At 63.9% G+C, this 12,985-nt stretch carries 15 protein-coding genes and 2 pseudogenes; 5 read left to right on the top strand and 12 right to left on the bottom strand.

Features of this window, described 5'->3' with window-relative positions; translation table 11 throughout:
* Position 1: 1 nt before the first annotated feature.
* The 3 genes and pseudogenes from I2456_RS28370 to I2456_RS29090 form a co-directional block, all read right to left on the bottom strand.
* Complete coding sequence (locus I2456_RS28370) at positions 2-163, bottom strand: hypothetical protein (protein ID WP_241007886.1); 162 nt, start codon at positions 161-163, stop codon at positions 2-4.
* A gap of 21 nt (positions 164-184) precedes the next feature.
* Positions 185-331 carry a hypothetical protein gene (locus I2456_RS28365; RefSeq protein ID WP_241007885.1) on the bottom strand — a complete coding sequence of 49 codons (147 nt, stop codon included), beginning with the start codon at positions 329-331 and terminating at the stop codon, positions 185-187.
* A 59-nt stretch (positions 332-390) separates the two neighbouring features.
* Positions 391-827 (bottom strand): annotated as a pseudogene (locus tag I2456_RS29090) (AMP-binding protein); the annotation flags it as partial.
* A 54-nt stretch (positions 828-881) separates the two neighbouring features.
* Here I2456_RS29090 and I2456_RS07295 point away from each other — a divergent pair.
* On the top strand, positions 882-1,178 hold the full coding sequence (locus I2456_RS07295; RefSeq protein ID WP_085072937.1) for an alpha/beta fold hydrolase: 297 nt from the start codon (positions 882-884) through the stop codon (positions 1,176-1,178).
* 5 nt (positions 1,179-1,183) lie between these two features.
* Here the strand turns inward: I2456_RS07295 and I2456_RS07290 are convergent, their stop codons facing one another.
* From I2456_RS07290 to I2456_RS07280, 3 genes are all read right to left on the bottom strand, one after another.
* Positions 1,184-2,452, bottom strand: coding sequence for an SDR family NAD(P)-dependent oxidoreductase (locus I2456_RS07290; protein ID WP_085072936.1), 1,269 nt, complete (start codon positions 2,450-2,452; stop codon positions 1,184-1,186).
* Between the two features lie 52 nt (positions 2,453-2,504).
* Complete coding sequence (locus I2456_RS07285; RefSeq protein ID WP_085072944.1) at positions 2,505-3,926, bottom strand: FAD-dependent oxidoreductase; 1,422 nt, start codon at positions 3,924-3,926, stop codon at positions 2,505-2,507.
* Between the two features lie 128 nt (positions 3,927-4,054).
* The gene (locus I2456_RS07280) at positions 4,055-4,705 is read right to left on the bottom strand and encodes a DUF1345 domain-containing protein (RefSeq protein ID WP_085072935.1); all 651 of its coding nucleotides are present in this window, start codon (positions 4,703-4,705) and stop codon (positions 4,055-4,057) included.
* 86 nt (positions 4,706-4,791) lie between these two features.
* Between I2456_RS07280 and I2456_RS07275 the strand changes: the two genes are divergently transcribed.
* On the top strand, positions 4,792-5,151 hold the full coding sequence (locus I2456_RS07275) for a VOC family protein (RefSeq protein ID WP_276052643.1): 360 nt from the start codon (positions 4,792-4,794) through the stop codon (positions 5,149-5,151).
* An 89-nt stretch (positions 5,152-5,240) separates the two neighbouring features.
* Entirely contained in the window at positions 5,241-5,933 is a 693-nt protein-coding gene (locus I2456_RS07270; protein ID WP_068155808.1) for a hypothetical protein, read from the top strand.
* A gap of 65 nt (positions 5,934-5,998) precedes the next feature.
* Here the strand turns inward: I2456_RS07270 and I2456_RS07265 are convergent, their stop codons facing one another.
* The 4 genes from I2456_RS07265 to I2456_RS07255 are packed head-to-tail and all read right to left on the bottom strand — an operon-like array spanning position 5,999 to position 9,058.
* Positions 5,999-6,346 carry a hypothetical protein gene (locus I2456_RS07265; RefSeq protein ID WP_085072934.1) on the bottom strand — a complete coding sequence of 116 codons (348 nt, stop codon included), beginning with the start codon at positions 6,344-6,346 and terminating at the stop codon, positions 5,999-6,001.
* A complete protein-coding gene (locus I2456_RS28360) occupies positions 6,343-7,545 on the bottom strand; it encodes an ATP-binding cassette domain-containing protein (protein WP_241007884.1) in 1,203 nt (400 codons plus the stop codon). The genes I2456_RS07265 and I2456_RS28360 overlap by 4 nt, the downstream gene beginning before the upstream one ends.
* A complete protein-coding gene (locus I2456_RS28355) occupies positions 7,529-8,779 on the bottom strand; it encodes an AAA family ATPase (protein WP_241007883.1) in 1,251 nt (416 codons plus the stop codon). Before I2456_RS28355 ends, I2456_RS28360 begins: the two co-directional genes overlap by 17 nt.
* Before the next feature lie 21 nt (positions 8,780-8,800).
* Positions 8,801-9,058: a pyrophosphohydrolase domain-containing protein gene (locus tag I2456_RS07255; protein WP_308203677.1), complete on the bottom strand. Its 258-nt coding sequence runs from the start codon at positions 9,056-9,058 to the stop codon at positions 8,801-8,803.
* Positions 9,059-9,190: 132 nt separating this feature from the next.
* On the opposite strand from I2456_RS07255, the gene I2456_RS07250 reads away from it, so the two are divergent.
* Positions 9,191-10,267 (top strand): HNH endonuclease, encoded by a 1,077-nt coding sequence (locus I2456_RS07250; protein ID WP_085072933.1) that lies wholly within the window; start codon positions 9,191-9,193, stop codon positions 10,265-10,267.
* On the opposite strand, the gene I2456_RS07245 is transcribed toward I2456_RS07250, so the two are convergent.
* Together I2456_RS07245 and I2456_RS28350 are read right to left on the bottom strand one after the other, a co-directional pair.
* The gene (locus I2456_RS07245) at positions 10,257-10,577 is read right to left on the bottom strand and encodes a GIY-YIG nuclease family protein (protein ID WP_241007882.1); all 321 of its coding nucleotides are present in this window, start codon (positions 10,575-10,577) and stop codon (positions 10,257-10,259) included. The two genes, I2456_RS07250 and I2456_RS07245, sit on opposite strands and share 11 nt — an antisense overlap.
* 142 nt (positions 10,578-10,719) lie before the next feature.
* A pseudogene (locus tag I2456_RS28350) lies at positions 10,720-10,928 on the bottom strand (DEAD/DEAH box helicase family protein); the annotation flags it as partial.
* Positions 10,929-11,195: 267 nt separating this feature from the next.
* Between I2456_RS28350 and I2456_RS07240 the strand changes: the two are divergent.
* Positions 11,196-12,974, top strand: coding sequence for an ATP-binding protein (locus tag I2456_RS07240; protein WP_241007881.1), 1,779 nt, complete (start codon positions 11,196-11,198; stop codon positions 12,972-12,974).
* Positions 12,975-12,985: the final 11 nt, after the last annotated feature.

Genomic DNA, 12,985 nt, shown 5'->3' with positions numbered 1-12,985 from the left:
CTCAATGTCCTCGCGCGATCAGTCCTTCAACGATCGCGCGTCGGTGTTTTGGAAGCACCACCGCCTCAGCGTCGAACAACTCACACGCGTCGCGCGTCAGCGCCGGCTCCGCCTCAAGCTGGGCGATACGCTTGCGGGCTGCCGCAAGTTCATCAGCCTTCATACTAGGGATACCTTCGACCACTCACGCATCGATCAGCGCTTGGCGTTTCCATCGCAACAGAGTGGACAGCGGAATGCTCGCTTCAGCCGCGATGGCGACGACCGGCTCGTCCGATCGCAGACGCTGAGCGATTTGCCGGCGAACCGTCACCGGATACCTGAGGGGCATGTGACTTCCTGCTGATCACTGTCCCCCCAACTTTCATAACCATGGACCCAAGACACGGGTACAAAATGACCGTAACAGAACCCGGCCCGGCGCCAATAACCAACGCCCACACCACGCCGGCCACATACAACTCGCCCACCACACCGGGCGGCAGCGGCCGCAGGCACTCGTCGAGCACGAACAACGCCAAACCCGGCGCCGGCGAACCGATCGGTGCGGCAAGTGATTTCAAGGACGACACGGCCTGCAGGGGCGCGCTCAACGCCACATAGATCGCGGTCTTCGTCGGGCCGTGGCGTTGACCATGACCCGCCCGGGCGCCCACCGTTCCACCACCTCGGGCGGACAGGCCTCCCCACCCATCACCAACGACACCGACTCCAAGCCCTCACTGGGCAACAGGCCTATGGCAGAGGGGGTTTGGGTCAGGACATTGACGTGCTGATCGACCAGCGTCGTGGAATTCCGTCGATGAAGCGGCCACCGGCTCATCGACCCCTTCGTCGCGGTACGCACGGCAATCACGCGTTCCCCGGAGTTCGAGCGCTGGGTGCAGAGCTCCGCGGCGGGTTACGACATGCTGCTCAACGAGCCCGCCGTGGACTTCGTCGCGTCATTGGGCACGCCCACGCTCTTCGTCTGCGGGCTGGCCGACCAGACCTACGCCGGCGCGAAATACACTGCGCCGCAAGACCAAGCGGCCAAAGGGCACATCGCGGCACTGTCCCAGGCGTGCGCGGACCGGATGCCCAAGGCCCGCTTTGTGGGGGTGCCGAACACCGGCCACGTACCGCATCTGGAGTCACCGGACGCGTTTGTGTCTGCTGTGCTCGCGTTTCTGCGGTGACGCGGTTACTTGGCCAGGAATGCGGCCGTGTCGTAATAGGTGCGGAACGAGGTGATGGCGTCGTCGGTGCCTTCCAACACGCTGACTCCGTCGTAGTGAAACTCGTTACCGTTGCTCAGCGTGCCCTGTGAGGTCCACTCCAGGAAGGACGTCGAGTCGCTGGTGGTGACCTGACGAAATTCGGCGCCGATCGAGTCGAACCCGTCGCGATACTGTTCCCAGAAGGCACGCGCGCCGTCCTTGCCGCTTTTCGTTTGGGGTACGCCGACCTTGCTCAACGTCGCGTCGGCGGCGAACAGGTCGACGAGTGGACCCGCATCCCGGTTGCGATGCAATTCGTTGAGTGCGGTCACGAATTGTTCGGTGATCGTGTGCATGCTTTCGTCCTCCTCGCCGTTGTGCGGCCAGTGGGCGACCGCCTCGACCTTCTTGAATACGTTGCCTGAGGTGGCCGCCAGTGGCTCACGGGCGAAGCTTCCCACCCTCATCAGCGGACCCACCAGCACATCGAAAACCCTTGGCAGCGTGCGGTATGCGATCAGCATCGGCCAGTTCGCCGGCCCGACTTGGCGCTCTGCGGTACGTCCAGAGTCGGTTGCCTTCACGATGCGACGCGCCACTTTGGCCGGTGAATCGTTGACCGGCAGCACGTGGGCTCGTTGACCGAAGAAGTTGGCCGCACGGGCATAGATCGGGGTGTCCACCGCACTGGGATAGATGCCGTGCACCTTCACCCCGGGGAGCCGACGATGTTCCTGGCGCAACACCCGCACCAGGGCTGTGACCGCGAACTTGCCGATGACGTACACCCCCAGGTAGGGCACCGCCACTTGCCCCAGTGACGAACCGACGATGACCAATTGACCTTGGCCGCGCTCATTGAAGTGCTGTAACGCCGATCTGGCGACATTGGCAGCACCTAGGACGTTGACTCGGATGACAGCGTCGAAGACTTCGGCGGGCACGTCGACGAAGCGTCCGAACGCGGCCAACGCGGCGTTCTGAACCACGATGTCGACCTGACCGAACCGGCGTATCGCGACGTCGAACAACTGATGTACCTGGTCAGGATCACCGATGTCGGTGGGCTGCGTCAGCACCTCTGCGGCACCGGCTTCCCGGCATTGGCCGGCGACGTCCTCCAGGTCGACGGCGCCCCGCGCGGCCAGAACGAGCCGGCAGCCACGCCCGGCATAGGCCAATGCCGTTTCTAACCCGACACCGCTGGACGCGCCGGTGACGAGGACGGTAGTGGCGGCCTGTGTTTTCGACATCCGCCGCTGGTACCCGGCCGGTCCGGGGTCAAACGTTCCCGGAGGGTGCGGGTCAGATGTTCAGGCTGGAAAACATGATCCGGCTCGGGTCGTACTTCTGCCGCACTGCGCTCAGCCGAGCCATGTTGGAGCCGAAATACCGGGAAGCCGGTTGGTTGGCCTCGATGTAGTTCACATAGCCGCCGACGGAATACGGTTGCACCGCCTGGTGGGCCGTATTGAGCCAACCGGTGGCCGCCGCCGGGTCACCGGTTTCGACGTACCACTGCACCAACGCGCCCTGTCGGCGCCATGGGAAGGCAGTGGCCGTCGGCGCCACGGTGGCCAGCGCGCCGTCGAGCGCGTGCATGATGGCCAACATCCGGCCCGCGCCGCGCGGGAACGCGTCGACCGCCGCGGCGATGCCTTTGGCCGCGGCCGGAGTGACCGTGGCGAAAACGTCGGAACCGCCCACATAGCCGAGCGGTGCGGGGTTGAGGTTGCCGACGGCCAGATAGTTGACCAGGTCCAGGTAGTTGAAGCTGTGGTTTTCGACCCCGGCCGGTTGCATCCCCACCGCTGCGGTGATGGCGTTTGCCACGCTGCCCCCCTGCCCGGCCGGGCAGGTCGCCAGAATGCGGCAGTGGGTGCCGGTGGCTTCCGTGGTGCTGTCGGCCAGTGCCCAGCTGTTCTTGTCGGCGGTGCGCAGCCAGTTCTGCCAGCCGACCAGTACCTGCGCGAATGCTTGCTGCGGGTAGTTGAGGTTCACGACGTCGTACTGGGTGGTGGGGAACGTCGCGAAGGTCAGCGAGGTGGTGACGCCGAAGTTGCCCCCTCCGCCGCCGCGCAAGGCCCAGAACAGGTCGGGGTTGCTGGCGTTGGACGCGGTGACGGCCTGGCCGTTGGGCAGTACGACCGACGCCGACGTCAGTTGGTCACACAGCAGGCCCGCGTGCCGGGAGTGGGCGCCCAGCCCACCGCCCAGGGCGTGGCCTCCGGCACCCACGCTGGGACAGGTGCCGGTGGGGATCCCGCGGCCCGCCGCGGCCAGGGTTTGATGCATTGCATACAGGCTGGTGGCAGGTGTGACGGTGATCTGCCCGGAGCCCGCGTCGTATTTGGCGTCGCCCGGCAGCTGACGCAGGTCGAGCACCATCATGCCCTCGGCCGTGGATGCTCCCACGTAGGAATGGCCGCCGCTGCGGGGAGCGACCTTCAGGTTGTGGGCGGCGGCGAAAGACATCGCCTTCTGCACGTCTGCCACCGAGGTGGGAACGACGACCGCCGCCGGCGTCGAGCCATTGTAGTTGGTGTTGAAAACCTGCTTGGCCGAGGCGAATCCGCCCTCCCCCGGGGTCAGCACCTGCCCGCTGATGGCACCGGACAACCCGCTCCACCCCGAGGTGGCCGGGTCGGCGGTGGCGCGTGCCTTGCCCAGTAGTGCGCCGGCAGCCAATGCCCCGGCGGCAGCCCGCAGAAACGTCTGCCGCGACATCCCATGCGTCGGCTGCGGCGGTACCGTCATGACCGCAGTGTGGTCGACTCGGGCGTCGGGAACCGGCCCGGCGCCCCATGTGTCGCAAGACGTTAGGCGACCGTGACCAACTTGGTAGCAATCGGACTTCAGGAGTTGCTCAGTCCGACAATCAGATTGATTGTCACCGCCAGTATCACGGCCCCGAAGAAGTAGGACAGCAGCGCCTGGCACAGCGCGATGACGCGGAGTCGGCCGGTCTGCAGGTTGGTATCGGAGACTTGGTAGGTCATGCCGATGGTGAAAGCCAGGTAGAAGAAGTCGACGAACCGGGGATTCTCGGTTCCGTTGAAGCTGATGCCGCGGGCGGCGTTGGAGTAATAGACGTCGGCATAGCGCACGCCGAAGACGGTGTGCACCACGCACCACGCGGCGAGGATGCTCACCACGCCGATAGCGGCCGCGAGGTTCTTGTCCGCGCCGGTTCTCTGGCCCGCGATGAGCAGCTGCGCCACACCGGCCAGGCTCGCGATGCTGGCGGTGAGGATGATGACGTCGGTCAACCAACCCCGCGGCGGGTCTTCGGGCTGCACGTGATCGCGGGTTTGGTCGGCGTCCATCGGCAGGACGACCGACCACGTCCACCCCAAATAGACGCAGGCCGCAGCGATCCAGCCGGCGCTTGGTGCATACGTCCAGTCCTTGGTTACGCCGAGTGAGACCGCAGCTAGGAGACCGGCGAGCAGCGCCACGATGAGCCGGGGGACGACATGCCCCCGCCAGCGAGCTTGGTGGTCCATATCCGCAAGCTAAACACCTGGCGCCTACCCGCGCCGATGAGTTCGTGGGCGTGGCGCAGTCAGAACTTGTAGTGACTTTGAGGAGGATGGGCGTGCAAGTACAGCATCTCTTGGCGGTGATTCCCGTGTCGGACATCCACGCGGCGGCGCAGTGGTACGAGCGGTTTGTGGGTGCCGCGCCGACCAACAATCCGATGCCGTCGCTGTTTGAGTGGCGAGTGACGAGTACGGGGTGGATTCAAGTATTCGCCGATGCCGAGAAGGCTGGCAGCACCATGGTCAACTTCGCGGTCGAGGACTTGGAGGGTGCGATCGAGGAGCTTGGCGGTCGAGGGTTGACGCCGGGCGAGATTCAGGATGCTGACAAGGGGGTGCGGTTGTCGAGGCTCGTGGACCCGGACGGGAACACGATCAGGTTGATCGGGGGGTTTCGGGAGATGTACTAGTTGGCGCGAGGATTCGCAGCCCGACGTAGGGCGCTTAGGCTCGCCGCGGGCACGAGAAATCTGTCGGTGCTCCGGGTTACCTTGAGGCGATGCGCTGGTATGGCCGACCCGACAACACTGCCCATCAGCTCAGGCTTTCGCCCCGATTGGCGTCCTGGGAAAAGACCGGCCACCCGGATCAAGTGCGGCTGCGGGCATATCTCGACGACACCAAAGCGCTGCTCGCCGAGTCGAGGGTTGACGGACCATGGGCGCTTCGGCTCGATGTCGGCCTGCCGGTCGGCCGGAATCTGCTCGAGATGGCGGATCTCGACAACTACGCCTATCCGCTTGCATATCACTTGAGGGATTGCGGACTGGTTTCGGTGTGGTGCACAAAGCAGCACGATGAAAGATCATTCGTGCGGATCGAAGCCGCCCGGGAAGTTTCCTCACCGTCGACAGACGTGCTTATTGCGAAGACAACCGCTTCGGCGTCGTCTCTCGCCTATAAGGAGCAAGTTAACGCCGCCGTTGCGGAAGCCGCAGAACTTGCTTCTGGGCCCGTCCGGCTTGAGCTGTCCTTCGTCGTCGGTCCACGCCGAAATTGGCTGAATCTGTGGAAGCAGACCATCGACTCACTCGACCCAATCTTGGGACGTACCCAGCCGAACCGCCCTTGGCATCCGCGCGACGGCCGAATTACTGAACTGGGCATGCACGTCGGTATCGACCCAAGCGCCCGTGACGAGGTTGTGGTGGGCATCGCCGCCACATCGCTGCCCGAACGTCTTGTGGAGTGATGACAACGCCAAAGCGCAAGGTGGCCTAGCAGATACACGTCCCAATAAATCCGCAACGGCGCGCCTTATTGCTGTTGCAGGTCCCTCACTGCCCCGACGAGGTGACGAATTTCAGCGAGCGACGGCTGCAACTCGTAGGCGTGCCGATGTACCGCCAGACTCAACCCATGCCACACCCGCTTGGCCTGCTCTCCGAGATCAGTGCCGCGAAGTGCGCCCAGCGCAACGAGTTTCGACCTTGTCGTGGGAAAGCCATACGCCTGCTTTGTCCACGATGCGCTCTGTTCGTCGAGCCAGTCCTCGAGCGCCGAGCGCGCCAGCAGGGCCGCGATAAGCGGCCCGCGACCGCCCAACCCGTACTCTCCCTCGAGCAGTCGATCAGCGTGGTCGAGTGCGGCGGTGCGGTCATTCATGTGGCGAGCCGTCCGAGGTCCTCAACGGCCAAACGGGCCTGCTTGACGGCCTCACGGTAGTCCCGGATCCCGGCATGTATCCCCTTGGTCGCCACGGCCATCGTCGCGCGACGCGCCAAACCACCGTCCAACCATTTGTCGATTGCCGCTTTGTTGGTCGCGTCCACTGCCAGCGCGGCGCGCTGCCGCGTCGTCGTCGCGTCGCTCCACATGTCCTCGAGTTCGGCGCGCGAGTTGCCCGCGGTGAACTGGCGCGAGGAGAAGACGTCCCACGCCGTGACCTCCAACGCCTCGCGGCACAGCAGCGGCACGGCCTTCTTCTTTATGTCGTCGGGGACGGCCTCGTCGACCGCGATCGCGAACGCGTCTTCGAGCAGGCGGTCTGCGGGTCGAGTTGACTCCGTCACGGTGACAACGGAGTTCGCACCGCGAACAAGTTCCACGATCCGCGCCGGCGATCGTGACAGTCTGATGGCCGACGGGAGTCGGTCGTCGTGGGTGAAGACGATGACTTGGCGGTTCTCGGCGAGCCGGGTGAGCACTTGGAGGAAGCCGTCGATTTTCGACGGGTCCATCGCCTGAATGGGGTCGTCGAGCACGAGGAAGCGAAACGGGCTCGCCGGCGATGTGGCACGCGGGATGAAGATTGCCAGCGACAGGGCCTGCAGCTCGCCCTGGCTCATCACACCGAACGCGTCGGTGTCCGACCCATCGACGTCGGCCTTCAAAACCACTCGGCGCGTGGTCTTTTGGCCCTCAAGCCGGATCTCGCCCAGATCGACGTTGCTTTCTTGCCGCAATGCCGCCCAGATACCCTTCGCTTGGCCGGCCAGCGGAGCGATGCGTTCATTGCGCAGTACCCCGGCGTTCTTCTGCAGCCACTTGAGAGCCTCGTCGGCAATAGCGAGCCGCGGCTCGGCTTCGGCGACCTTCTCGGCCTTGCCGATCCATCCTGCAAGCTCCATAGCCACGGGTTGCCATGCGTCAGCGCGTGATTGGATCAACGTGGCGGCCTGCTGGCGCAGATTGGCATAGGCCTGGCGCAGTGGTTCGAGGGTCTCGGTCACATGGTCGGCGAGAGCGCTGTCGTCATCCACCGGCAGCTTCACGAAGGCGTCGTAGGTGGCGCGGGCAGCATCCAGCTGCGTGAGGTGGGGGTCGACCGTCGGCGGGGCGGGAATCTCACGGATGGCCGCCATCACTGCGGAGCGGGCTTGGGCAGTCGCCGCGCGCAGCGGTTAGCGCCTGGGCCGCCTGCTGTTCCTGTTCCAGGGCGGCGCGAGCAGCGACCGCCCAGTTCGCATCTAAAGTTCCGTTTCCGCACACCGGGCACTTCTGGTCACCGAAGTGCTCGTGGAAGTCCAGCCCCATCTCCAGCAGCTGGCCGCGGTCGGCGGCGAGCGCGTCAGAGCGCTCCGTCTCCTGGCGCTGGCTGTCGGCGGCAGAGCGTAGAGCCGCGCACTTGAGCGCTATGTCCGCGGGCTCGGGCGTGGTCAGCCGCTCGGCGCGCAGCCATGCTTGCGGGACGGCGGCATTGGTGCCGTCGGTGATCAACGGTCGCACCGCGACAAGGTTCGGCTTGGTCTTGCGGACCTGCGCCAGAGCGGTTGCCGCCCTGGGGTCTTCGTGTGACTCCAACGTCGGCTTTAGCGCATCGCGGGCCTTGCGCAGGTCGGCTGCGGGTTGGCGCAGTTGCTTGACCTCGGCGTCGAGGCGCGCCATCGCGTCGGTGAGCTGTTCGAGGCCGAGCAGCTTGTAGAGCTGGTCGTAGAAGGCGCTGGGACTGCCTTCTAGAATTCCGCTCAATTCGTCGTAGCTCATCAGTGGGCGATACATCTCGAGGGCACCGTCCCAGCCGAGCACCGAGATGTCTTCTTGCTTCTTGCCTTTGCGTTGCACCCATCGCTTGGAGTCGTCGACAGCGACGTCGTCACCGGGTGGCCAGTCGACTCCGATCGTCGTGGTGCCCGCGCCTTCCTCGGCGAGGCCGACCCGGATCTCTGACTTCTTGCCGGCATGGAGGTTGCGCCAGTCCTGCGACCAGATTACGGGTTTGTTCTTCCAGCGGGAGTTGGTGCCGGTGAGCGCGAGCTCCAAACCTTCGGCAAGGGTCGACTTGCCGGAGCCGTTGCGGCCGGCAACGACGGTCAGGCCGGGTCCGGGCTTCAGCGGCAGCGTCACTTTCGGGCCGATGCCGCGGAAGCCTTCGACGGTGACCTCGGTGAGGTAGGCACCGGTCGGTTCGCTGGGCTCCTCAATCGGTGCCGTGAGGGAGTCGACGAGTTCGCGGCGGGTAGTGCCCCCTCCGAGGACTTCGGACAGGTCGTCGGAGGATTCCAGTGCCGCGAGGACGACGAGGCGCGCCTGATCGCTGAGGCCGGCGTCTTCGTCGGCGCGGGCCAGTACGTCGTTCTTTAGCCGCTCGTCCGACACGCGTTCACCTCCCGGTCTGAGTCAAGGCTGCGGGTCAACGTCGTCTAGCCATAGCCGCAGATCGAAGCCTCCCCGCTCGTCGCGCTTGACTCGTGCGATCTGGACGATGGTAGCGAGAGCGGCCCCGTGCTCGAGGGCGATCGCGGTGAGCACTTCGAGGACATCGGCCGCTTCCTCGAGGAGTGACTCGGTCGTTTGGGCTGCGGCGAGCTCGTCCACCTCCTCCCGCAGCTTGTCGATCAGGGCGCGACGATAGGCAGGCGCGGAGAGGCTAGACACACGCGAGCTGCGTCCGGATTCGCGAATGAGGTCGGGGACTTTGTCCCGTACGAGTTTGCCCACGGCGGTGCTCCCCACGCGATAATGCTGTGGTGCTGTTGTACCGCGTGCCGGTGACATCGAGGGCCGACCGTGCCAGATGAAGTGGTTGATCCGCTGCTGCTCGGGCAGCGGGTGGTGGCAATTCTGGAAACGGGACTCCGCACAGCGACGTACAAATTGGCGACGCTGATGGCGCTGGTGGAGCACTGCATCGAGAATCTGCCCGACCACCCTGGCGACACATTAGTGGTGCGGCTGCCCGAGCTGGCCCGCCGCGTGCTGGACATCTACTGGCAGCAGGTTAGGCCCTTCGACGGGCACGAGTTACGGCAATCCACGCAGCCGCGAGCACGAATGCTGATCGCGACCAATGACTTACGCACAGCTGCGGGCCGGTTCACCTGGTCGGTCGATGTTGCGGCGATGCGCGCTCCAGCGGCGTATGAGCGGGCTATCAACGAAATCACGGTATGCCTGGCGCAGCAGCCCTTGCACCGGCTTCAGAAGCTACCCGGTTCATCGGCGAGCGACCCGTTCCTCTACGACGATTCGTTTTTGCACGACCAAGTGTCGCGGTCGACGCTGCGCGCTCACGGCGACGCGATCGCACTTAAACCCGGTGTTGGGTACGGGCTCGCTCGACTTGCAGGTCTACTCAAGCCCGCGCTGGAGACCATGTGGGTCGAAGACGTGCGTCGAATGAACAAATTTCTCGATGCCGAGGTCCCAGATGTGGCCGGCCATCTGTTCGGTCGGGAGCGGACGGCTCTGACGCCAATACGGGAGCCGTTCAAAGAGGCGTTCGGGCCGCATTGCTTCTACTGCCGCACTCATCTGCCGGCGAATAATCCGATTGACCATGTGCTGCCGTGGTCGCTGGTGGGTATCGACGGGCTTTCCAATCTTGTCCTAGCGTGTGCGCGATGCAATAGCGACAAGAGTGGCGCGTTGCCTGCGGTGGGCATCGTTGATCAAGTGCTGCAACGTGATCGAAGTATCTTGGAGCAGCTAGCCGACACCTTGCAGTGGCCGACGCAGCATGAACGCGTCGCCGCCGCGGCTCGCGGGATCTACCGCGGTCAGCCTTCGGGTGTGCCGACGTGGTCGGGCTATAAACGAACTGAAAGGCTCGACGTCAGCTTTCCGCCGTCCTGGTTTAGTTCGTGATCGCGCGTCGCAGCTCCTTGAGCCGCGCACGGACGGGTGTCGTAGCCATACCCTGCAAATTCAGTGGTGGGTCAAGGTGTGTCAATACATTGCGTTCGAGTCGGCCCAGCCGATCCCTGTCGTCGTAGGGAACGGCGATGAGTCGTAAGTGGGAATACATCCATAGCGTCAGCGCATTTTCGTCGATACGCGTCACCCCGTCCGCGTGAGCCAGCATCGCGCCGAGTGTGCGTCGGAACGTGGAGAATTCGTGATTACCGCCGAGGTGCATGGTCATGATTCGCAACCACAGTGTGTTGTTTGAGCGCATGCCACTCGGCCACCTAGTCGCGCCGGCCAGACCCGCATAGATGAGTCCCGGGTTAAATGCGATCCCGAGACCGCGGCTGAGAATCTCGGCACCATCCGCATCGACCCACCAGCTGTACCGTCGCGTCGCTGAGGACTCCCTAATACATCCGCCGCGATTGTTGAAGTATCTTTCCGACGCGCGATGAACAGCAGTGTGAGGTCGCGGTCGTGCACATCGCGCACACGACGCCGGTAATCCAGAGCTGCGATGACGGTCTCACCCGTTCCGGCAGGTCGCGGCGACGACGAGGTTTCGATGTCGATCGTGAATTGTGCGCTCGGCATCGAGCTGCAAGAGCACCTCCGCCCGCAGTGCGGGCATTATTGATTCAGAACTGAACCACCCAGCAAAGGCAGCCAAGCTCGGCGCTGGCGCCGAATTCACCGCAGCCTCCATGCATGCCTGTCGAACGGTTCTACCATGTCAGACGCTGGACGGAACCCATCTCTGAGTCAGCTGATCCGCACAGGCTGTGGGTGCCCAGCAGCGCATGCACAAATTACTGCGGCATGTCCGTTCCCGGATCTACACTCGCACGGTCACGGTGTCCTTCCCAGGAATTTAAGGGGATTTCAAGTGGTCGAAGAGCCGCCGAACGGACTAGTCGCTGACTTTCCGAGTCATCATGATGCGCACGAAATTGGCCAGGTCGTCGGCACGGAGGACGCGACGCCGTTGGTTTTCCATGTCGCTATCTACCCTGATGCATATCTGCAGCTCGACGACGTCGTTGCGACTTCTCGGAACGTTCCCGGCCGGGGCGAAGTATTGACATCGGGAATAGTGACAGACGTCCGGTCCCGTCATGAAGGCGCGTCGTTTGGCAGCGACGTCTTCCTCATATCTGATGGCGTCATGCCGGCTCGCGTACAAGAGGTCGCCGAAGTCACGACGACAAGAGTCGAGCCTGAGTGCTATGTCCCTCCTCGGCCCGGTTCGATTGCCCGTCGAGCAACCGGTGCGGAACGAGCTGAAGCGCTCTACTTCGACCAGATGGATCGCCGCCTGCCGGTCGGTGTCGGGCGCGACGGTGAAACGGTCTACGTGGACCTTGACTTCATCGACGGCACCCGAGGGGCCCACATTTCGATCAGCGGCATCTCCGGCGTAGCTACCAAAACCTCGTTCGCGCTATTCCTTCTTCACGCCCTCTTCAATGGCGGCGTATTGAGAAACGCGCACAACGCGAAAGCGCTGATCTTCTCAGTCAAAGGTGAAGACCTCCTCTTCCTAGATAAGCCGAACGCGCGACTGAGCGGTGAGAGCGGCGACGACTTGCGCCACGCTTACGCCGAGTTGGGCCTAGCGGCCTCCCCCTTCCAATCCGTAGGGTTCTTCGCGCCTCCCATCCCCGGCGATAACAATGCGCGGCCTCACGTCGCGGGCCGCACCGAAGGCGTTGAAGCGTTCTGGTGGACCATCACAGAGTTCTGCGACGGCGGCCTTCTCCCATACGTTTTCGCCGATGTCGAAGACGAACGCCAGCAATACACGCTCGTCGTACACCAAGTCACATCGAAGCTTCGGCGCGAAACCACCCCCGCAGGCTCCGACGGTGCCGCACTGATTGACGGCCAGCACTGCCGCACCTACTCGGACCTAGTCGATCTCATATGCGACCGGGTAACTGATCCCGGGACAATGCCCGATTGGGCTGGCCCAGCGATCACCGCAGGCACCGCAAACGCGTTCGTCCGCCGCCTGCGGTCAAGCCAGCGAGCGCTGTCCGATCTCATCCGCGGTGATATTCCGCATCGTCCGGGTCGACAAGTCACAACAGAGAACCGCCAAGTGACCGTCGTGGATCTCCACAACCTGATGGATCGGGCACAGCGCTTCGTCACCGGCGTTGTATTGGCACGCGAGACCGAGCGTAAGGAAGCATCTGGACCAGGAAGCTTGCTCTTCACCATGCTCGATGAACTCAACAAGTACGCCCCGCGTGCAGGCGCCAGCCCTATCAAAGACGTCCTCCTTGACATCGCGGAGCGCGGCCGATCGCTCGGGATCATTCTAATAGGCGCTCAACAAACGGCGAGTGAGGTCGAGCGCCGAATCATCAGCAACAGCGCGATCAAAGTAGTAGGCCGGCTCGACTCCGCCGAAGCCTCGCGCCCCGAATACGGATTCCTTCCATCTGGGCAGCGCAGCCGCGCGACCATCGCAAAACCCGGAACAATGTTCGTCAGTCAGCCTGCCATTCCTGTTCCTCTTGCGGTGGAGTTTCCGTTCCCTGCCTGGGCGACAAGGCTTTCCGAAGTCCAGCCGACCACGACGGTGCAAACTGGAGGCGCGCCTACTGTCGACCATGCCTTCCCGGTGCGAGTGCCCACGCCCGACGACGCACCCTTCTAACGCGTTCAGGA

Origin of the sequence: Mycobacterium kubicae (assembly GCF_015689175.1) — a bacterium.
GTDB classification, from domain to species: Bacteria; Actinomycetota; Actinomycetes; order Mycobacteriales; family Mycobacteriaceae; genus Mycobacterium; species Mycobacterium kubicae.
The sequence above is the reverse complement of the archived record's forward strand: the minus strand, read 5'-3'. Positions and strand labels throughout refer to the sequence as shown.